Genomic DNA, 20,817 nt, shown 5'->3' with positions numbered 1-20,817 from the left:
AGCCAAGGGAATGGGGACATCGATGATCGAAATATCACCCCATCGAGTAACGAAATCACAGATCCGAGGGTTTGGAACAGAGAATCAAATCTTATCGGTTGGGCTGCATATTTGGGAAAGCTCAATGATGAAGTCTCAAAATACGCTGCTCCGAGCAGAAAAATCGACCTATCGAACCTTCCTCCAACATACACCTGTGTGGGCGAGCTTGACCCGTTTCGAGATGAAACAATTATGTTGCGAGACTATCTCGTACGGGAGTTCCTACAGCGTTCCATCTTTACCCTGGATGTTGTCATGGCTTTGACGTAATCTTCCCTCAAGCAGAAATAAGTCAACGTGCTAGAGCCGGATACGTTGAAGCCCTAAAGCGTGCCTTAAACCAATAGTCATCTAGAACGCTCGCGATGAATCCGATCATCGACGGTTACGCGGGCAAAACGGGTTTGCCCCTGACAGAACATACGATATCAGTGGTTCACAGTGAAAAAGGCCTGTCGTAGGATGACAGGACTTCGAAGTAGTCTCTAAGTGAGACATCTGTGGTCATTGCTGGTGGCCACCTAGAGTAAGCATAAGATGTTTTTGCCGTGGCCTTAGGTCGCATAGGGCCTCCGTTAGCGCCGTAGCTGCAATTTGAATTTGTGTGAGATTTGTTTTTTGTCTTCACGCCCTAGTCTTCTCAATATTTACTATAAAAAGAGAAAGAGGTTCCTATTCGAACCGTTTTCCTGTTACTACGTAGTACAGATCTGGATCATTTACCCAAAATGATTGTACCTGATTCTCCCCCACTTCTTTTGCTAACTCTACATATGCAATATCGTGCCGAATATATTCGATCGCCACTAAAACTAAAGCTGGGTCTTTTGTCTTGACTGCCCACGCAGTTGTGCCAGGGGCAAAATTTGCAATCAATACTTCTTCCTTGTCGCGAGCCACAATCGTTAGCCGTCCGCCCATCCGTTTTTCTGTTATGTCTGGAGCCATGAACTCATGATGAAACGTGACACCCAGTTGATTATTCGGTTCCGAAAAAAGCATCGAAAACACCTTGATTCCATCACGGATCCTCTTGTCTATCACTTCCTTGACGAAGGAAGCCTGCGGATTCCAGATAGACAACCAGACTTCATCTTGCGCCTTGTCAATCATGTCGACGATCTCATCCACCACATGTTCATCACCATTTACACGCCAAATCACATCGGTATCCCGCTCATTTTCCAGCGTTGCTAGTTTCGTTTCCAGAAAATCAAAGGATTCATCAAAGCTTTTCCGCAGTCGATGGATTAATTCTTTCGCCGGTAGCGGAGAATACTTTACAGGATCGGAAGGTACTGTATAAATAGCACCCTTATCCAACAATTTTCCTAATACCTCATAAATCATGGAACGCGGAACTCCTGATCGTTTACTTAACTCATATCCGGTCACCGACGAGTTCTGCAACAAACCTATATACGCTTTGCATTCGTATTGTGAAAACCCAAGTTTCTGAAGTTCCTTTAAAATTCCCTCCATATACCCTCCTGCTTAGTTTTGTCCACATATTGTGCCCAATTCTTAGATATCCCATTTGAATCTAAAATAAGAACAAGCTAGCGATTCCGAATGCCCTCCGACTTGTTTTCGGTGATTTCCTTCTCATATTCAGTGGAAGTTAGGTCCTCATGACAGTATGGACATATCCATTTTTCAAGGGTAACCGAGGCATGTGACGTTTTACTGCAGGAAGGACACGTTTTGGATACCATGTTTATAACCCCCAGTGAATTTGTCTATGAATTTTTCAAGACAATCTATTTCAAAGTTTTCCGTAGCTCGAGGATTAATTCTTTTGATGGATTAGCCTCCTCTTTATTAGTGGTTATTATAATACCCACTATCATTCAGAGATGTCAATAAACCCGGATTTCGACGGTTTTTTCGTTTAATAACCTGACAGGGCTGGGAATTCAGTTTCGTGGTAAATATGTTAGCGAACCCAATAGCATAGCGGTCCAGGAATGCACTTTTGGACACACTTTCCCCCTCGCCAGCATGGGCCACAATTTTCGCCTATTCAGTTTGGAAGCACTATGTTGACACCTGTTGGCAACTGCTTTTTCATCGCCTCATAGAAGCCTGATTTTTGAAGTTCCGCTCTCGCTTCACGAATCTTTGCGACGAACTCTTTAGCCGTCTGCGTGATCTGTTCCGGTGTTCCCTTTGTTAATTGACCGCCTACGCCCACGGCAATCACTCCGTTTTTGATCCAATCTTTCACGTTATCTAGGCTTATACCACCAGTTGGCATAAGATTCACATGGGGAAGTGGCCCTTTCACGTCTTTGACAAAGGAAGGCTTAAACGCACTCCCCGGGAACAGTTTGATGATGTCGCATCCAGCTTCTAATGCGCGAACCATATCGGCTATCGTCATGCATCCTGGCATATACGGAACTTGATAGCGATTACATAGTTTTGCAGTCTCCAAGTCAAAGCTTGGCCCGACGATGAACTCTGCTCCCGCTAAAATCGCAATGCGAGCCGTTTCAGAATTCTCTATATACTGATCTCTTGTAGCAAGCCCTAGCTTGATATCCTCATGGACATTCACACTTTCAACTACATCGATGTTGAGACCGTACGCTTCGTTTGTCTCTTAACCTCAAGAATCTTTTCCATTGGCCATTCCTCACCAACGGGGACATCGTGCAAGGCCCAAACAACACCTTCAACACCAGGGATCTGTCGAATATGATCAAGGGGTATACGGTCCTCTTGACACCTCGAATAAGGTAATGTTGTAAAATAGAACGAAACTTATCCTACACAACGAATGAATCGGCACTAAAAAATAGATAAAGAAGGTATAAAGAACATGGCAAAATGGATTACGATTCACGAAGTCAAGGACCTTTTTGGCAGTACAACATATAGCCGTGGAGAGCGGTACTATCTGTCAGACCGCGTACTAAACTGTATTTACGACCCTTCAGATAACAGCTTCAAGGCAACTGTGCAAGGTAAGGAACGGTATGATGTCGAGGTTGGCCGTGACGACGATGGTGACATCTGGGCGGAGTGTGACTGCCCGGCATTCTTCGCCTACGATGAATATTGTAAACACGTTGCCGCTCTCCTCATCCATATTTCATCGAGGTATTCGGATGCTGCCAGCGCTGTAACGTGGTCATCCTTACCCTCAGTACAAGGCAGCAATAAGAAGGCCCATCAACGAGAATTCGCAAAACGTGTGCTTGCCCTGTTTGATGACGCTCCGGATGCCGATGAAATCACCGTGCCGTTAGGTGCCCTACAGGCTCTGAATGCCGAATTCATTTGCCGGGTTGAACAAGAGTGGACGGGTGCCGGTCATTTATCAGTGGAAATGCGCGTGGGTCCCCAGCGCCTGTACATTGTTCAAAAGATCAGAGACTTCCTAACCAAAATAGAAGCCGGACATGAGCACGTCTTTTCAAAAAACTTTACGTTTGATCCGTCCGTTCACACGTTTTCCTATTCCGATATGGCTGTCATTCATAGTCTTGCAGAGATTTACGCCACAGAGCGAATGTATCGCGAAACCTTAGCTCCGTATGGAGTGAAGTCTGGAACCTCTAACGACCGCACACTACCTATTCCGCCACAAGCATGGCCAAGTCTACTGCCACTGCTACAATCCGTAGAAGCAAAAATGGAAGTTGCAGGACAACTGGTTGGACCCCTGTGTGTTCTGGACGAAAAGCCACCATTTCATTTCCAATTAGACGAAGAGAAGGCAAACGCGCATGAGTTTCATTTGAACGGACTCAAGGAGTCAGTGATCCTAAAAAACTACGGATGTCTATATTTGAACGGTGCACTGTACCAGATGGACCCTCGTCAGCTGGAACGTGTCAATTCACTCAAAAGCCATCTCCGTTATGAGCAAAACGATTCCATTTTCCTAACACCGTCAGATCTCCCGATTTTCATGCAACAGGTCGTCCCAAAGTTGACGCAATTTGGTCATGTGGATATTCCGTCGACAGTTCAAGTGGAATACGTCCGATTGCCATTGAATGTAAACCTCTATATCGATCGCGACGAAGATAAGCTCATCATTCGTATGGAGTATGTATACGGCGAGATGGTAGAGAATGCGCTTGTGCCCCGTGCTGACTTAAAACTTCCAGACGGTAAAACAGTGATTCGCGACTTGTCCGCAGAACATCAAGTCATGCGTGTCCTGGAGCAGGCACCGTTGTATACAGATGGACAGCAGTTCTATACAGCAGGCGAAGAAGAAACGTATGAATTTCTACAAAAGTCGCTTCCCGTGCTTCAAACACTAGCTAAGGTGATGGTGACATCCGCTGTCGATGTCATGATGAGTCGGCCATCCAGTAGTCCTAAAGTGAATGTTGAATTAGGTGAAACAAATTGGCTTGAAGTGCGTTTCGATTTCGACGAAATGGACGAGCTAGAGATTCGATCTGTCCTACAATCTCTTGTCGAGAAAAAGCGCTATCATCGATTGTCAAATGGCGCCTTTCTGTCCCTCGAGGACGACGCTTACGAGCGTCTTCGCCACACGATGGAAAGCATGTCCATTCGTATGTCAGATATTCGTGGTGATCGCATTCAATTGCCAGTCATTCGTGGATTACACGCTCTGGACGACGCAAAAGCGGGTGGACACGTAAAACTAGGACGAAAAATACGGCAACTGTTAGACGACGTCCGCAATCCGGACGGTCTGGAATTTACTGTTCCATCCACGCTTACCCCAATTTTGCGTGACTATCAAGTATACGGTTATCAGTGGCTCAAAACGCTAAGCCACTACCACTTTGGCGGAATTCTTGCGGATGACATGGGGTTGGGAAAAACACTGCAAGCCATTGCCTACCTTCAGTCTGAGCATGATATTCTTCAAGGCGAGGGTCGCGCGCAACAGGCACTCATCGTTTGCCCGGCATCGTTGGTGTACAACTGGAGCAACGAACTAAAGCGATTTGCACCCAATTTACGCGTAGGAATTGTAGCCGGAGACAAGCAAAGTCGCGACTTGATCCTTACCGATGGAAGTGAGTTCGATATTCTCATCACCTCGTATCCACTGCTGCGTAGAGATAATGAAATGTATGCCGACAAACAATTTCACGTACTCATTCTGGACGAAGCACAAGTCATTAAAAATCCGGCATCACAGACGGCAAAGGCTGTATGCGCCCTGCAAGCCAGTCATCGCTTTGCACTCACTGGTACGCCTGTAGAAAACTCATTGAACGACTTGTGGTCTATCTGCAACGCCGTCTTTCCAGACCTCTTTCCAAACTATAAACAGTTTAGCCAACTATCTCCTAGTGAGGTCGCAAAACGCGTACGGCCTTTCATCTTACGCCGAATGAAAGGCGATGTGTTGCGCGAGTTACCGGAGAAAATTGAGACCGTGCAGTACTCAGACTTAACGACAGATCAAAAAAAGCTATACATGGCCTACCTCGCACAAATGCAAGCGGAAACTGCGGCAAGCCTAGAAACAGATGGGTTTCAGAAGAGTCGCATGAAGATTCTATCCGGCATAACCCGGTTACGCCAACTATGCTGTCACCCAGCCCTATTTGTTGACAACTATCGTGGAACTTCCGGCAAACTGGAACAATTCACCGAACTGGTAGGTGAGTGTATAGAAGGCGGCCATCGACTGCTCGTATTCTCCCAGTTCACTGAGATGCTGGCGCTTATGCGTTCAGTATTGGCAAAGCGCCAAGTCAATATGTTCTATCTCGATGGAAAAACCCCCGCCAAAGACCGTGTTGATTTATGCCAGCGATTCAACAACGGAGAGGCCGACGTGTTTCTGATTTCCCTAAAAGCAGGTGGAACAGGACTCAACTTGACCGGGGCAGATACGGTTATCCTGTATGATCTGTGGTGGAACCCGGCTGTCGAGGAACAAGCGGCGGATCGCGCCCATCGCATGGGACAGAAAAATGTCGTGCAAGTCATTCGTATGGTTGCTGAGGGTTCCATTGAGGAGCAAATGTACGAACTGCAGCAGAAGAAAAAGAACCTTGTAGAGGCTGTCATCCAACCTGGTGAGGCCGCACTGTCATCCCTCACGGAGGCAGATATTCGCGAACTGTTGAAAATATAACTTCAACCTATGATCACTACTAAACTAGATCCATCCATCCAACCAAGCTGAAAAAGCGCCCTGAACCGGCACATTTTCAGATACCACTGCGGAACCAGTTCGTTAGGATGCCTTTGCTTTAGAAGTGCGACGCAAGTCAAGCACGGACTTCCGGTACGCGACGCACGTAGAGAGTTAGGTGGCCGTCCTCGGGGCTCAGATGAACTTCCGCTTGCGGGATGGCCTCGGCGAGCCATTTGCCGTGACTGAACGGCACCATGAGGTCATGTTCACCTTGCCAAATCCCGACGCCGAGAGCGTCCGCCAAATCGGCAGTATCTTGAGCCCGCTGATGCGGCGCTACGCTGTGGTTGGCACGTGGATGACCCATAACCCGGTCGACCATAGCTGATAATGCGCAGGCCGCGGTCCAGTGCATCGGCAACGTGCTACCGGATGAGACCGGCCACAGTCGGCGTGCCGTTATGCACGATAACGGCACGCGAATCCACATCGCCTGCTTCAATGACCTCAAGCTCACGTCCGTCGGGTAGCGTTACTAGAGCCTTCTCTGTTCAGTCATGTTTCACCCTCCCCATTTTCGTATCTATATGTAAATTCAGCAAAATTGCACCACACTCGAAGGGCAATCTTCTTCTCCATAGAGCACCGTTTCACCGAGACCTCTGCCTACCGAGCGCGTAAAGCACCCAGTTCAGCAAATCGTCTCGTGCCCCACCGTCACGATGTTGTCGCGAATTTCTTTGTGTGCAACAGGATTGCCGAACTCATCCGTCAAACTGAGAATATGTTGCAACACTATAGTGGACCCAAGAATCCGGACACCAGATAGGAGGACAGTTGGGTTACACTATGCCTATGAAAAAACAGTACACACCCGAGTTCAAAGCCAAAGTCGTCCAAGAGATTCTAAAAGAGGAAAAAACCATGGCGCAGATTGCTTCGGAGTACGGTGTTCACCCGGTGCAATTGAGCCAGTGGAAGAAAGTCGCCCTAGAGAACATGTCCAGCTTGTTCGTAGATGAACGGAAGGCGGTCAAAGAACAGAAGGCACAGGAGCAGAAAATCGAACGACTCTACGCCAAGGTCGGTCAACTCACCACTCAACTGGAGTGGCTAAAAAAAGAGTGGCATCAATCCGGACAAGGAGTGAGCGTACGTCCATGGTGGAGCGAGAGAACGAAAAGGTTCCCCTGCGTACCCAAGCTCATCTCCTGAGCCTAAGCCGATCCAGCCTCTATTATAAGCCCGTGCAGCCGTCGGAAGATGAGGTAAGACTGAAGCATCAGATCGATGAAATATACACTGCACACCCGACTTATGGCAGCCGTAAAATCGTGCACATGTTGCGACGTGAAGGTTGGGAAGTAAACCGGAAGCGTGTACAGCGCTGCATGCGGGAGATGGGCATCGAAGCAATTTATCCAGGCCCAAACCTGAGCAAACGCAACCTGAAGCACAAGATTTACCCGTACTTGTTGCGCAATGTGACACCAAGTTATCCGAATCACGTCTGGGGAATCGACATTACCTATATCCGCCTCAAACACGGATGGATGTACCTGGTAGCGGTGATTGACTGGTACTCACGCTATGTCGTGAGCTGGCAATTGGATGACACCCTTGAAATGCCATTCGTTCTGACTGCAGTCCGCTCAGCCTTACGCCAAGCCAAACCAGTGATTTGGAACAGCGACCAAGGTAGCCATTTCACCAGCGACCAATACACAAACCTGCTCAAAGAAGCTGGGGTCCAAATCAGTATGGACGGCAAAAACAGGGCACTCGACAACATCATCACCGAGCGCTTCTGGAGGACGTTGAAGTATGACCACGTCTATCTACAAGAGTACAACAGCCCAAAGGAAGCCAGACAACAGATTGGCAAATTCATTAATGAGTACAACTACGACCGCCCACACCAATCACTCGGATATCTGACACCGGCTGAAATCTATTTCCAAGAGGGTCGAAATGCATTACACCCTCCCAATGCTATCTGAAAAATCAGTAATAAGACTTCATAACTTAAACTAAAAAATCAGTGTCTTGACAAAGGGGTCCACCTTACACCTTCGGGCTACGTCACGGATCAACTCGAAGCAGCAGCCTGTCTACAATGTCATCCAGTTGACGCACGCCCTTCTTGTGCAAATGATTCTGCCGCGTTGGCACGCTATATGGAATAGGTAAGCTCTGCATCAACCGTGTGGCACTGTAATCGACAGCCAGTTCGATAATTTCATAGCGCCGCCCGATCCTCTATAACAATCCTTACATAAAGTATGCAATTAGAAGTGCGTCAGTACCAACAGCTCAACAAACGTTTGTATAATTTAAATTTTACATCCTGTGGTGGGATTAGCAGATTGATAAACCGAATTTACGGTCCCAGTTAAACCACGGGTGACACCTTCCCGCAAGTCCCCTCGGACAGAGCGAGGTTGGAGATGAACGTGACATATGAGGCGAGTCGGTATACAAGCAGGCACGTTTCGTGGCGCTGCTTACGCTCGTAGTAACGATTATCATCGCGTTTCGTTCGCATAAATAACTCACCCCATCGGCTTAGCGGCCTGACGGGGTGACCATTATTGGGTTGCCACGGCTATGGCGATGACTTGTATCGTGCGGGCGTGGGAAAACCCGTTGCTCAAGGCGAGTACCATAAGGGGTCGACGCACCAAATTTATCCGTACAGTGTTCTGCAATTACGCCAACCTCACGGCCCAGCGATGCGAGTCGACAGAGACCGAGCGAATGCGATGGTCTCCGGAGCCATATGGATTCCCGTCGAGATCCCCATTTTACTCATCATTTGGAGCACGTCTTCCGTTGCCACATTTCCCGTTGCGCCGGGTGAGAACGGGCATCCGCCCAGACCGCCCACAGCCGTGTCGAATTTGTCCACACCTGCTAGCATGGCGGCATAGGTGTTGGCGAGCGCGAGTTTGGACGTATCGTGAAAGTGAGCCACAAAAGTGGTGCTCGGATATGCGGTCCGCAGTCGCGCAAACATGTCGTAGACTTCTCCGGGGTGCGCTTGGCCGTTGGTGTCGCCGATGTCGATCTCGTCGGCGCCGAGATCGACGAAGCGTTTCACAACGTGGTCAACTTCGTCAAACGTGACCGTCCCTTGGAACGGGCAGTGAAAGGCCATAGAAACGTAGGCGCGTATGAACACGTTGTTCTGCTGCGCGCGGGTAAACAGCGCTTCACACTCTTCCAGTGATTCATCCGTCGTTCGGTTGACGTTCTTCTGATTGAAGGCGCTGCTGGCTCCGACAAACACAGCAATCTGCGGAGCACCAACGGCCAGTGCCCGTTCCAGCGCTTTGACATTCGGTGTCAAGGCGATATATGTGATTCCCAACTCGTTACAGTAGGCTGAAACCTCTTCCGCGTCTGCCATTTGGGGCACCCATTTGGGATGGACAAACGAAGCTGTCTCCATTCGCCGAAAGCCAGATTTCGAAAGCTGAAGAATCAGATCCTTCTTCTTCTCAGTCGAAACGAACTCCGGTTCGTTTTGCAGTCCATCCCTTGGTCCCACTTCAATGAGCTCCACGGCCATAGGCATTTCCATCATCTCGCCCCCGCTTCTGACGGCAATTTACTCTCTTCCTTACTGATGCCGAGGCGCCCGAAAATCTCCTCGTCATGTTCTCCGAGTTTCGGACCCACCCAGCGAATCTGTCCTGGTGTTTCAATACTGTCGCCTAGACTGATTCCAACCCGCGTTGGAGCCCTGTCCGCAGAGCCTGTGAGATAGCGTAAGCCACTTCAAAAAATTCTACTAGTTCTATTGCAAGCACTTACATGTCCGAATATACGACACACAGAACACCGCATGCAATAATACTGAACACTGGATACAGAACACGGTTGAACTGATTGAAAATTATGATACCTGTATCTGTCTTTCGAGAGGAAGGCCTTCATTTGCAAATTCAAAAACAGAAATCAGTCAGTGAGCAAATCTACGACCTTTTATTCAGTCAGATAATTGATGGTACATTATTAGCCGGTACACGTTTGGCCGAAGAAAAAATTGCGGCCCAGCTGGGTGTCAGTAGAACACCCGTACGGGAATCTATCCTTCGATTGGAACACGACGGGTTGCTCCGAAACAAATACGTCATTGAACCAACGCGAAAAGACATTGACGAGTGCTATGAGGTACGCATTCTCATGGAGGGCTATGCCGCACGCAAAGCAGCCACCTGTATGTCTGTTCCGGACAAGCAGGCACTGAAGGAGCTGATCGAAGAGGCAAAGTCGGGCGATTTTGGAGCATCCATGAAGGCACATACAGTGTTTCACAATGTCATTGTTCGAGCGAGCAACAACGAACAAATCAGCCATGTAATCGAACGCATGCAAGCTATTATTCTACTTTGTCGACGGGATGTCGTCCGTCACCGATCATCCGTTGCACACGAGCACGACAATATCTTACAAGCAATTATCGACGGTGATGCCGATCTCGCCGAAACACTGATGAAACAACATCTGACTGACAACTACGAGGATATGCTGAGTCGCGTACCGACACACAAGGAACCGTCGTCCTTTTAGATTCACGCTTGGCAATATCTCCGAGCATCGAGGCCGACGCGTATCCCCTTGCTGACATTCTCGTCTATGCACTGCGTAAAACGAAGGGTACACATATCACGAGTGGAAACTGATGCGTTGCAATTGCACATCGCTGTCGGAGCTGTCCTAAACAGTCAGCTCTTGTTTTTTGTATTTTAGCGTGAGAATGCGTAAATATATGGGAACGCTGCCTTACTAGGGGTGAGAACCATGGAACAATGTCCACTGTGTAGACAATATAGTTTAGAATCTGTTCCCGATGACCTGTGTGGCGGATACATCATGCGGTGCACGAACCAAGGGTGCGGTTATGTGGAGGACGAGCCATACCTGCCTGATGACAACACACAAGAATAACCGAGAGCTCACGGTAACAGCGATGGTCCTACGAACAGTCAAATCTTCATCCAACTAACACTGGTGCCAACAGTTGCCGGTGTTTTGGTTGAGTCAACTTGGTAAACTTGAATTGAAAGGAGTGTCAGTATGAAGAAACGTGTTGGTGTGTTCCTCGCTGCTGCAGTCGTGGTCGCCGGCGGTGCATGGTTTGTCAAGCACGAGGCCACAAACGTCGTCGCCACGAAAGTGAGTCAGGAGATAAGTACCCCTGCGGGACAAGCATCCGTCCATAAAATTTTGCAATCGAAACAAGTTCAGTCGCAACTCTCGAAAGGCAATTCCAGTGGTCAAGAATTTAAAACCCAAGAACAAGCAATTCAATTTGCTGCAAGCAAGCTGTCACCGTCGGAAATGGCGCAACTGGCCAACGGTTACGCACATCCGGATTCCCTTTCAGCAGAACAGAAGGCCAAACTCGAACAAGAACTACTATCTAAATTCACGCCACAGCAGCTAGCAGCAATGGCCAAAACATTTGGCTATTAATTACACCCGATAACTGACAACCGCTAACACAACAACAATTCCCAGGGTTACTATCCAGGAGGATACATTCAACAAAGCCAGTTGACGAGTCAATAATTCATCGAATGAGTTTGACTTGATCCGACCGGATAGAATCCCGCTTTGGAGCGTTATAGCGATAATCGAAAACACACATATTCCACCGCCAAGTCCGGCCATCACGTCCACCCAGAGCGCATGGGTATCACTCATGGTAAACAACACAAAGCCACTGATGAGCATGGCCAAAGCGCCACCATTCCCAATGACCGTTAGCGTGCTCTGAAGTTTATTGAGCATCTGTTTGCTTTCAACACCAACATGGCTACTGCGCAGGCCAAACACACAAATGAGCATGGCAACGAACGCTCCCATCCAAACAGAAAGTCCTAACAAGTGAAAAAACAAAGCTGTGTGTTTCACTAAATCCCCCCGCTGTTTACACGAATTTTGTCTTTCCCATCCCAGCATAACAAAATAAAGGAGCACCATCGCAATATGCGCCAGAATTGATACTACCGTGAAATGCGCTGAAACTCCATATTAATTGACACTTAGAAATCGTGACCGGGCTCACAAGGGTACCCATCATCCGCCGCTCGCGCCATTGAAAAAGAGCGTCCCACATTGGCACCATGGAGATGCCTTGTGGGACGCCCTTTTCCAACAAGCCACACCGGATCATCCGTGAATCGTTACTCGCCAAATCCCGTCTCAACAAGGTTGGACAGTGTATTTAACGCTTGTTCAGCGTCCGAGCCCTCTGTGATGATGGTGATGGTCGTGCCTTGCGGCAAACCGAGCGTCAGGAGCCCAAGAATGCTTTTCGCATTGACCCGTTTTCCGTCTGCTTCGACAAACACATCCGAAGAAAACTTGTTTGCCTCCGCTACGAAAACAGAAGCTGGGCGGGCGTGCAGACCTGCCCCGTTCGTCAGCGTAACTTGTCTTTCCATACTGTTCCCCCTGTATGAATTACGCAAATACCTGCCACTTATCGAAGGCAGCCACAATTTCATCTAGGATAGTTTCTTGCGATATTCCGGTGATACGAGTCACTGTTTCTTTGACACCGAAATCTCGGAGTTTCTGTTGCAGTTGTACGGCAGCCTCATCGCCGGGGTTGTCGTAGCACAAGCCAAGCGCGATCGCGTTGACGAGGCCGGGTGTCTCTTCGCTGACTTGTCGAGCAAGAAGGAGGGGCCGAACCAAACGATCCTGTGCAGACAGCTTCCTAAGCGGATCTCTTCCCACCCTCGCCACGTCGTCAAGAATGTGTGGATTGAGGAACCGGGCCCTCACGCTTTCGGCATATCGCCCCAGCGTCTCCATGTTGAATTCAGGATAGCGATTGACAAGCCCAATGATGGCTTCGTGCTGAACCCTGGTAACGATATTGGCAATTTCACTATCCTGCATAGCATCGAGAATTGTTGCGTAGTGCTTACGATAACCAGCGAAAGCGGCCGTTGCGTGCGCGCCATTCAAGATGAACAACTTGCGCTCCAAATAGGGATCGAGCTGCTGAACAAACGTTGCTCCAGGTATCGTGACATCGCCCTTGAGCGTCGGGGCCTCGATGTCCCACTCAAAATACCGCTCCACAACAGCGTCCAGCGGTTCAGAGGCATAGCCTGCACGGTTCGGCGCGATGCGGTCGACAGCGACATCAGCAAAACCGACGTGATTCTCGATCCACGCCGTAAGTTCCGCATCACTGTGGCTGAGAATTTCCTGTTTCAGTGTGGTGGTCGCCCGAATAGCGTTTTCGCACGCCATAATATTTACAACCGCACTTGGGTTCTGGTCCCGACGAAGCTTCAGCCCTTCTGCGATGATAGCCGCCAGGTTTGCTAGATTACCGAGTCCTACCGCAGTCGTGATGATCTCCGCGTCTACGAGTTCCTGTCTACAAGCCGCTGAATCAAGCAAAACAGCACGTACGTTATCCACTGTTTCTGTTTGAACATCTTCATCCAGCACGATGATTCGATAGGCATGCGAGGCATTGATGTCGTCAATGAGCGACGCCACGACATCAGCGAAGACGACCTCGTAACCTGCTCGGTGTAACAAGAGACCAATGAATCCGCGACCAATATTGCCTGCGCCAAAGTGAACAGCTTTTTTCATAGCGACTCACCTTGAGAAATAACCTCGATCACTTCGCTTGCGGTCGTTGCATGGACAAGCTTGTCCACGTTTTCCTGCTCTGAACATACGATGGCTATAGAGGACAGAACTTCCATATGCTCCTCACCTTTGCCCGCGATCCCGATGACGAGATACGCCACATTGCCATTCCCGAAGTCGACACCATCTGGATACTGTGCGAGCACGATACCCGACTTTACAATATGCTGAACGTATTCAGGCATGCTGTGCGGTATGGCAACACCATTTCCGATATACGTCGTCATTGATTCCTCGCGCGCAAACATACCTTCCACATATGGTGCTTCCACGTATCCATTTTCAACCAGCTTGTTTCCGACCCGCCGGATGGCTGATTGTTTGTCTTCACTTGCAACGTTGAGAATAATGTTCGATTCCTGAAGCGTGTTGTTCATCTCTATATCACTCCTGTGTGTGATTCATTGCATTGTAAATAGCGGATCGTACTTCTTTCAGTGATGCAGCGCGCAGAGCTTCCACAAGGTGTTCATCCATGACAAGTGCGGAACTCAAGCGGCCAAGCAGACGAATACGGCCCGCACTTTCTTCGACTGGGGCGAGGAGCACCAGTACGCTGTTGACTCGCTCCATTTGTCGGCCAACGCCTTGCATTAGAATCGGAGAATCCAGCCGATAAACGGACACGTGACAACGTGTAACAGCCGGTGTTCTGGCGTGCAGTACGGAAAATTGCTTGCCGGGGAGAACGATACTTCCCAGCCGTTCGCGTTCTTCAATTGCAGCGAAAAGGTGTTCCACATCTGTCGCGTCGTTCGCCCTGACAACGTCTTGCGCAATTCGCCGTATCATCTCCGGTACGCGTTCTGCCGGTATGCGGTGAACCTGTACACGTACAGATAAATCCTGGATAAACTGCTCGGCTCCATCCACGTTTCCCCGGGTTGTTTCGATATGTTGTTCTGCCACTGGCAAACGATCCGCTTCTAATTCTCGAAGAACACTTTGAACACCCGCCACATCGTGCTCATCCAGAAATGGAGATACGGTAATGGACTTGCCTAACTTCTCATCCAGCGGAACAGTGGAGACGATAAAATCGCAATCCGTATCATCCAGAGCGTGAATGGATTCGACGCTTACAATTTTCACCTGTGGAAACTCGTTTCTCATGCGACTGGCGAGCAACTCGGCCGAGCTGATCCCATTGGGGCACACAATTTTCGCTCTCCACTTGTTGCCGGCCTTCCGTCGCTCCAAAGCGGCACCAAGATGCATGGTGAGGTAGCCAATTTCGGCATCCAGCACCGCTAATCCGAATGGTTCCAGCACCTGCTTACTTGCTTCTCGCATCGCCTCAAACAGCGACGGATACCGTTTTCGAATTTCATCCAATAGTGGGTTGCGTATAACCAACCCCGCTTTAATTCGGTAAATGGCCGGCTCCAGGTGTTGTGCGAGGCCAAGCAGCAAGTCTCGATCTTCCGTCAGCCTTAAGTTCAACGTCCCACTTAAAAATTGAATCAATTGAAACGCCACATCCATGGACGTGATATTGAGAGGGAGAATGCGGCTTTCGGCTGTCATCATCACTTTTGCACCTCGCAGATGCTTTGCGAGGTATTGTGCTTCCCCCTCCACGTGGGAGGCATTCGGCAACAACCGGCGCAGGATCCGCCTACATAAGTCCGTATCGGCTGATGGTTTGGTGGACGTGTCGTCGGGATCGAGATAGGAGTCATCTTCTATCCGCATGCACGTGAGAAGGACGTGCAGCATGAAGCCATAAAAAGCTGCCTCGTCGAGTGGCGGGTTGAGTGCCGCAAGTTCTTCTGAAAGAATCATCCGCACATCGTCTAAGCGATCCCGCCCAAACCAATTTGCAAACCACGCGTATAGTGGATGCGAATTTGCGTGCTCAGGTTCGCTACGGAAGACAGCCATTAAGTCATGCATGGGCAGTTGCTCATACACCAGCTCCGCGATGGACTCCAACCGAAGCGATTCATCACCAACCACTTCCACACCATAGCCAGGGCGTCGAATGAGACGAAGTCCACGGGACCTAAGCCAATCTCCAACTTGGTTCAAATCGTGACTGACACTTGCACTCGTGACGTTCAACTTTTTCCCGAGATAACTCAGCTTCAGTGGTCCCTTGTGCGCGAGCAACTCCAAGACGACATAAAAAGCCCGATCTTTCGGTGTCAGGGCCAGGGTTTTCGGCAATTTCCCACTGTCCCCAAGCGCACGGAGGAAGTCACCCTGTTGGCCGTGAACGACGATGTGACCAAGTTCAGCACGAAGTTCAACTTGAAACTCTTTCAAGTAGCTCTGCAATGCTGTCACATCACGTTGAATGGTACGGCGACTGACTTCAAGTCGCCGTACCATTTCATCTACAGTAGAAACGTGGCCATCATAAAGTAGGTGTAAAATATACTTTTGTCTCGACGTTAACTTTTGTGTCATCCTCACCCCAGCTTTATTGGAGCTGATTCAAGTCATTGACGAATTGCTCATAGGTGGTCTTATCCAAGAAGTTTTCAACAATGTAAATCTTTGCTCCGGTGGCGACTTGTCTCGCCCGTTCTGACAAACTATTTTGCGTGAAGACCACTTGTGCATCAGTCGGCAACTGATTGACTGCAAGATGGTCGACCGGTATGTCGTATCCCGCATCTTTCAGACGCTTTCGCAACAGCGAAGCACCCATTGCACTGGAACCCATACCCGCTTCACAAGCGAAGATGACGCGAGTGGGGAGGGTTTCCAGTGTCGCGTTGTGGTCAACAGTGGCATTCGCAACAGCCGTTGCGGCCGATGTGGGCTGACCCTTGCTCTGTGCCTTCATGTCCTTCACAGTGGTTTGAGCCATCGCCAATGTATCAGCTGTCATCTCCGTTTTGGAGCGGCTTAGGAACGCCGAGGCAATGAGGAACGAAATGGCGACGCCCACAAAAATACCTGCGAGAATGGGTATCCATCCGCCACGCGGCGCCATCATCATTTCCGCGAAGATACTCCCTGGAGACGCTGTTGCCACGAGTCCTGCATGTAACAGCATGAACGTTGCGTCAGCCGCGATGCCCCCGCCGATCACAGCGAGAATCAGGATCGGTTTCATCAAGATATACGGAAAGTAAATTTCGTGAATACCACCGAAGAACTCAATGAGAACGGCGCCTGGTGCGGACTGTCTCACCGATCCTTTACCGAACACCCAATAGGCGAGCAAAACACCTAAGCCCGGTCCCGGATCTGTTTCTAGCAAGAAGAAAATCGACTTCCCAGTTTCCTTTGCCTGCTGTAGACCTAACGGATCTAAAATTCCGTGGTTAATAGCGTTATTTAAGAAGAGCACCTTACCTGGTTCAATAAAGACTGCAATCAGTGGCAACAGATGAATTGACGTGATCCAAGTTGCTGCAAGCCCCAAGGCGATGGATACGTGGTCCATAACGGGCTGCACGCCCCAGAAACCAAACAGCGACAAGCCGCCTCCGATAATGCCGGCGGAAAACGTGTTCACCAGCATTTCGAAACCGGATAGGATCCGGTCCTTGACCGCTCTATCAAACAGCTTAATCAAGTAGCCCCCAAGCGGGCCCATGATCATCGCTCCGATAAACATCGGCTGAGACGATCCAATGGCAACACCCGCTGTAGCTAAAGCGCCTACAACGGCTCCACGTTCAGCGTTCACCAATTTACCACCAGTATATCCAATTAGTACCGGGATTAAGAAATTGACGAATGGTGTCACCAACTGAGCAAAGTGGGCATTTGGCGTCCACCCTTTGGGAATAAAGAAAGCCGTAATCAGTCCCCATGCAATAAATGCAGGTATGTTGGGCATTACCATGCCGGCAAGAAATCCACCAAACCGTTGCATGCCAGCGCGCGCTTTGCCGCCGGACGTGATGGTCGATGTGTCCTGAACGATTGCCAACTCGTTCGCCTCCCTCGAAAGAAGTTCATTGAAAAAATCCTCAATGTTACTGTAAGTCGCGCAAGGGAAGCCTTCAACAGAGACTAATTCAACCCTGTCTTCCGCCTAGACGACAACAATTAATAGCTCAATTGCTGCAAGGCTTTTTGATAAACCGCTTTCACAGGTTTTTCCGCAAATCGCTACTGCTCTACTGCCCCACACCTCACCACGGTATGCGACGCGCGCGGTCTCCCGCGTGCGTCCCTGCCTTGGTATGGAGTTAGAAGACAAAGGTATCATGAAGAGCCTTGAATGGCGTGGACGTGGAGGATGAGTCCCCGAGGAAAACGGTGAGAAAGGATTAACTATAGGCTAGTTCTTTCTTACATAAACCAAGCATCTGCCCTGTTGAAGTATGAATTTCTTGGAAAAGTTCTGGGTTTTCCACGAGTGACACACCATAAGAAGGAATCATTTCTTGTATTTTCGGTTCCCACTCTTTCATATGTTGTGGGAAGCATGTTTCTAAGACCTCGAGCATAACGTGAACGGCAGTAGAAGCGCCTGGGGAAGCGCCGAGCAATGCAGCTATTGAGCCGTCAGCGGAACTAATCACTTCCGTGCCAAATTGAAGTGTTCCTTTACCGCCATCCTCAGTATCTTTGATAACTTGCACACGTTGGCCCGCTACGACTATATCCCAATCCTCGCTTTTAGCGCTCGGAATAAACTCGCGTAATTCTTCCATGCGCTTTTCATCCGATAACATAACTTGCTGGATCAGGTATTTTGTCAGTGCCATCTCTTTTACGCCTGCCGCCAACATAGTTAAGACATTATTCGGTTTTACGGAACTGATCAAATCAAGATTTGAACCAGTCTTTAAGAACTTTGGTGAGAAGCCGGCAAACGGTCCAAACAGCAATGTTTTTTTATTGTCAATATATCTTGTATCAAGATGCGGAACAGACATTGGAGGAGCGCCAACCTTAGCCTTACCGTATACTTTTGCATGATGCTCTGCTACAACTTCCGGATTGTTACATACCATAAACAGTCCGCTTACCGGGAATCCTCCAATATGTTTTGACTCAGGAATACCGGTTTTTTGTAGTAAAGGCAGGCTTCCGCCCCCACCGCCGATAAAGACGAAATTTGCAGTATGGTATTCGATTTGACCGCTATCGATATCATGCACTTTTACTTCCCATGAGCCATCGCTAGTACGTTCAATATTCTCAACCTTATGCTTGTAGTTTATCTCGACGTCTTTACTCTGTAAGTGATCAAACAACATGCGTGTTAAGGCACCAAAGTTGACATCCGTTCCAGAGTCAATTTTTGTTGCCGCTATCGGTTCATTCGATGTGCGGTCTTGCATGATAAGCGGAATCCATTCCTTCAGTTGCTCAGGGTCATCGGAAAATTCCATCCCTTGAAACAGGGGATTGTTTGACAGCGCTTCAAAACGTTTTTTCAAAAACGTTACATTTTTTTCCCCTTGTACTAAACTCATATGAGGTATTGGCATGATAAAGTCCTGGGGATTACGAATCAGATTGCTCTTGACAAGATAAGACCAAAACTGTCTGGAAAGCTGAAACTGCTCATTAATTTTTATCGCTTTGCTAATATCTATAGATCCGTCAGGTTTTTCGAATGTATAGTTAAGCTCGCACAGTGCAGAATGGCCCGTACCCGCATTATTCCATTCGTTAGAGCTTTCTTCTCCAGCGTGTCCGAGTTTCTCAAACACTTTGATTTCCCATTCAGGTGCTAACTCTTTCAGTAATGATCCCAAAGTCGCGCTCATGACTCCGGCACCAATTAAGATAACGTCTGTTTTTTTCTGTATTTTGTTCATTGTAGCCTTCCTTATTTCCTATATTTGAAAAAAATAGTAGACGCTCCTGCCCAGGTATTACAAAAAGCGAAGCGCTACGAAGGAGCACACCTTTTCTGTCTCAATTATAACCATGTCATAGTCTATTATAATTAATGATAGAAATAAAATATCTACTATTATCTGATAATTATTCGTGAAGTTGGTAATCAGGTGAAAAGTCCCTTCACGCGCACGAGGGACTGCCCTACCGGACAATCCCTCGTGGTCTCCTATGGATGAATATCGCCGCGGTTAAGCGACCTGAATGGCCGCAAACTCTACGCTTTTGGCTTTCCAGGTGGAGTCGACGTTACTTGCTGCCCCAGCAATGCTTGCACACCGCCGAACGCACCCATCACGGCGGTGGACTCAAACGGTACGAACACTTTGTTGTCGCTGTTCGCCAATTTCTCGAACGCCTCAATACCTTTTAGAGCCAACATGCGCTCATCAAGATTTGCTGCACGAAGTGCGTCGTAGATCATTTGGATCCTTTTGGCGTCCGCATCGGCGATTTGGCGGATGGCCAATGCTTCACCTTCCGCCCTGCGAATGTTTGCTTCTTTGACAGCTTCCGCCTGTAGAATAGCTGCCTGTTTCTTACCTTCTGCCTGTGTGATGGCCGCTTGCTTTTCCCCTTCAGCCGTCAGAATCGCCGCGCGCTTTTCACGCTCTGCGCGCATTTGCTTTTCCATCGCTTCCTTAATGTCAGCCGGCGGATTGATGTTCTTCACTTCTACGCGCTCTACTTTGACGCCCCATGGATCGGTCGCCTCATCCAGCGACGTGCGAAGCCGCGTATTGATTTGCTCGCGGGATGACAGCGTTTCGTCGAGGTCTAAGCTACCAATGACATCCCGTAAATTCGTTGCCGTGAGATACTCCAGTGCGCGGAACACGTCCTCGATTTGATACGTAGCGTTGTAAGGGTCCGTCACTCGGAAGTAGACAATGGCGTCGATAGAGATGCTTACGTTGTCCTTGGTAATGACTGACTGCGGTGGAGAATCGATAACCTGTGTCCGGAGATCGATACGATTAACAACTCGATCAATAAATGGAAGGATGAGATTTAACCCCGACTGCGCCTTCTTGTGAAACTTACCCAGCCGTTCGATCATCAACACTTCATTCTGGTTCACAATTTTGATACTCGAAACGACAAGGATGATGACAAACAACACGATGATTGCTAAAACAACATATGTCGCGATCACGCTTGTTCCCCTTTCA

Annotated in this window: 17 protein-coding genes and 2 pseudogenes; 5 read left to right on the top strand and 14 right to left on the bottom strand. The window is 48.8% G+C overall.

Annotated features, from left to right (window positions below; all coding sequences use genetic code 11):
- Positions 1-18: 18 nt before the first annotated feature.
- A pseudogene (locus tag NZD86_RS05215) lies at positions 19-389 on the top strand (alpha/beta hydrolase fold domain-containing protein); the annotation flags it as partial.
- Positions 390-714: 325 nt separating this feature from the next.
- On the opposite strand, the gene NZD86_RS05210 reads toward NZD86_RS05215, so the two are convergent.
- The 3 genes and pseudogenes from NZD86_RS05210 to NZD86_RS05200 form a co-directional block, all read right to left on the bottom strand.
- The gene (locus tag NZD86_RS05210; protein WP_268045433.1) at positions 715-1,524 is read right to left on the bottom strand and encodes a TrmB family transcriptional regulator; all 810 of its coding nucleotides are present in this window, start codon (positions 1,522-1,524) and stop codon (positions 715-717) included.
- Between the two features lie 541 nt (positions 1,525-2,065).
- Positions 2,066-2,479, bottom strand: coding sequence for a beta/alpha barrel domain-containing protein (locus tag NZD86_RS05205; RefSeq protein ID WP_326492662.1), 414 nt, complete (start codon positions 2,477-2,479; stop codon positions 2,066-2,068).
- Between the two features lie 66 nt (positions 2,480-2,545).
- A pseudogene (locus NZD86_RS05200) lies at positions 2,546-2,757 on the bottom strand (mannonate dehydratase); the annotation flags it as partial.
- 109 nt (positions 2,758-2,866) lie between these two features.
- On the opposite strand from NZD86_RS05200, the gene NZD86_RS05195 reads away from it, so the two are divergent.
- The gene (locus NZD86_RS05195) at positions 2,867-6,130 is read left to right on the top strand and encodes a DEAD/DEAH box helicase (protein WP_268045432.1); all 3,264 of its coding nucleotides are present in this window, start codon (positions 2,867-2,869) and stop codon (positions 6,128-6,130) included.
- A gap of 136 nt (positions 6,131-6,266) precedes the next feature.
- On the opposite strand, the gene NZD86_RS05190 is transcribed toward NZD86_RS05195, so the two are convergent.
- Positions 6,267-6,635 (bottom strand): alpha/beta fold hydrolase, encoded by a 369-nt coding sequence (locus NZD86_RS05190; RefSeq protein WP_268045431.1) that lies wholly within the window; start codon positions 6,633-6,635, stop codon positions 6,267-6,269.
- Positions 6,636-6,982: 347 nt separating this feature from the next.
- Between NZD86_RS05190 and NZD86_RS05185 the strand changes: the two genes are divergently transcribed.
- Positions 6,983-8,133 (top strand): IS3 family transposase gene (locus NZD86_RS05185; protein WP_407655237.1). Its coding sequence is split into 2 segments (ribosomal slippage): positions 6,983-7,259 and positions 7,259-8,133, totalling 1,152 coding nucleotides; the frame shifts between segments, so codons are not numbered across the junction.
- Positions 8,134-8,525: 392 nt separating this feature from the next.
- Here the strand turns inward: NZD86_RS05185 and NZD86_RS05180 are convergent.
- Together NZD86_RS05180 and NZD86_RS05175 are read right to left on the bottom strand one after the other, a co-directional pair.
- A complete protein-coding gene (locus tag NZD86_RS05180; protein WP_268045430.1) occupies positions 8,526-8,678 on the bottom strand; it encodes a hypothetical protein in 153 nt (50 codons plus the stop codon).
- Between the two features lie 174 nt (positions 8,679-8,852).
- Positions 8,853-9,716: a hydroxymethylglutaryl-CoA lyase gene (locus NZD86_RS05175; RefSeq protein WP_268045429.1), complete on the bottom strand. Its 864-nt coding sequence runs from the start codon at positions 9,714-9,716 to the stop codon at positions 8,853-8,855.
- Between the two features lie 356 nt (positions 9,717-10,072).
- Between NZD86_RS05175 and NZD86_RS05170 the strand changes: the two genes are divergently transcribed.
- Entirely contained in the window at positions 10,073-10,708 is a 636-nt protein-coding gene (locus NZD86_RS05170) for a GntR family transcriptional regulator (protein WP_268045427.1), read from the top strand.
- A gap of 507 nt (positions 10,709-11,215) precedes the next feature.
- The gene (locus tag NZD86_RS05165) at positions 11,216-11,614 is read left to right on the top strand and encodes a hypothetical protein (RefSeq protein WP_268045426.1); all 399 of its coding nucleotides are present in this window, start codon (positions 11,216-11,218) and stop codon (positions 11,612-11,614) included.
- Here NZD86_RS05165 and NZD86_RS05160 read toward each other — a convergent pair whose 3' ends face one another.
- The 8 genes from NZD86_RS05160 to NZD86_RS05125 form a co-directional block, all read right to left on the bottom strand.
- Complete coding sequence (locus tag NZD86_RS05160; RefSeq protein WP_268045425.1) at positions 11,615-12,055, bottom strand: hypothetical protein; 441 nt, start codon at positions 12,053-12,055, stop codon at positions 11,615-11,617.
- A 272-nt stretch (positions 12,056-12,327) separates the two neighbouring features.
- On the bottom strand, positions 12,328-12,588 hold the full coding sequence (locus NZD86_RS05155) for an HPr family phosphocarrier protein (protein ID WP_268045424.1): 261 nt from the start codon (positions 12,586-12,588) through the stop codon (positions 12,328-12,330).
- A 19-nt stretch (positions 12,589-12,607) separates the two neighbouring features.
- Positions 12,608-13,765 carry a mannitol-1-phosphate 5-dehydrogenase gene (locus NZD86_RS05150; protein WP_268045423.1) on the bottom strand — a complete coding sequence of 386 codons (1,158 nt, stop codon included), beginning with the start codon at positions 13,763-13,765 and terminating at the stop codon, positions 12,608-12,610.
- Positions 13,762-14,202, bottom strand: coding sequence for a PTS mannitol transporter subunit IIA (locus NZD86_RS05145; RefSeq protein ID WP_268045421.1), 441 nt, complete (start codon positions 14,200-14,202; stop codon positions 13,762-13,764). The genes NZD86_RS05150 and NZD86_RS05145 overlap by 4 nt, the downstream gene beginning before the upstream one ends.
- Before the next feature lie 7 nt (positions 14,203-14,209).
- A complete protein-coding gene (locus tag NZD86_RS05140) occupies positions 14,210-16,237 on the bottom strand; it encodes a BglG family transcription antiterminator (protein ID WP_268045420.1) in 2,028 nt (675 codons plus the stop codon).
- 13 nt (positions 16,238-16,250) lie between these two features.
- Positions 16,251-17,660, bottom strand: coding sequence for a PTS mannitol transporter subunit IIBC (locus tag NZD86_RS05135; protein WP_268046798.1), 1,410 nt, complete (start codon positions 17,658-17,660; stop codon positions 16,251-16,253).
- Positions 17,661-18,060: 400 nt separating this feature from the next.
- On the bottom strand, positions 18,061-19,563 hold the full coding sequence (locus tag NZD86_RS05130; protein WP_268045419.1) for a malate:quinone oxidoreductase: 1,503 nt from the start codon (positions 19,561-19,563) through the stop codon (positions 18,061-18,063).
- Between the two features lie 299 nt (positions 19,564-19,862).
- Positions 19,863-20,801 carry an SPFH domain-containing protein gene (locus NZD86_RS05125; RefSeq protein ID WP_268045418.1) on the bottom strand — a complete coding sequence of 313 codons (939 nt, stop codon included), beginning with the start codon at positions 20,799-20,801 and terminating at the stop codon, positions 19,863-19,865.
- Between the last annotated feature and the right edge of the window lie 16 nt (positions 20,802-20,817).

The sequence above is a fragment of the Alicyclobacillus dauci genome (genome assembly GCF_026651605.1).
GTDB classification, from domain to species: domain Bacteria; phylum Bacillota; class Bacilli; order Alicyclobacillales; family Alicyclobacillaceae; genus Alicyclobacillus; species Alicyclobacillus dauci.
The sequence above is the reverse complement of the archived record's forward strand: the minus strand, read 5'-3'. Positions and strand labels throughout refer to the sequence as shown.

Bases quoted from the DNA above. Each gene is read 5' to 3' on its own strand.
- NZD86_RS05130 (WP_268045419.1), bottom strand. From the start codon at position 19,563: ATGAACAAAATACAGAAAAAAACAGACGTTATCTTAATTGGTGCCGGA.
- NZD86_RS05150 (WP_268045423.1), bottom strand. From the start codon at position 13,765: ATGAAAAAAGCTGTTCACTTTGGCGCAGGCAATATTGGTCGCGGATTC.
- NZD86_RS05145 (WP_268045421.1), bottom strand. From the start codon at position 14,202: ATGAACAACACGCTTCAGGAATCGAACATTATTCTCAACGTTGCAAGT.
- NZD86_RS05180 (WP_268045430.1), bottom strand. From the start codon at position 8,678: ATGCGAACGAAACGCGATGATAATCGTTACTACGAGCGTAAGCAGCGC.
- NZD86_RS05165 (WP_268045426.1), top strand. From the start codon at position 11,216: ATGAAGAAACGTGTTGGTGTGTTCCTCGCTGCTGCAGTCGTGGTCGCC.
- NZD86_RS05175 (WP_268045429.1), bottom strand. From the start codon at position 9,716: ATGGAAATGCCTATGGCCGTGGAGCTCATTGAAGTGGGACCAAGGGAT.
- NZD86_RS05140 (WP_268045420.1), bottom strand. From the start codon at position 16,237: ATGACACAAAAGTTAACGTCGAGACAAAAGTATATTTTACACCTACTT.
- NZD86_RS05210 (WP_268045433.1), bottom strand. From the start codon at position 1,524: ATGGAGGGAATTTTAAAGGAACTTCAGAAACTTGGGTTTTCACAATAC.
- NZD86_RS05155 (WP_268045424.1), bottom strand. From the start codon at position 12,588: ATGGAAAGACAAGTTACGCTGACGAACGGGGCAGGTCTGCACGCCCGC.
- NZD86_RS05135 (WP_268046798.1), bottom strand. From the start codon at position 17,660: ATGCAACGGTTTGGTGGATTTCTTGCCGGCATGGTAATGCCCAACATA.
- NZD86_RS05195 (WP_268045432.1), top strand. From the start codon at position 2,867: ATGGCAAAATGGATTACGATTCACGAAGTCAAGGACCTTTTTGGCAGT.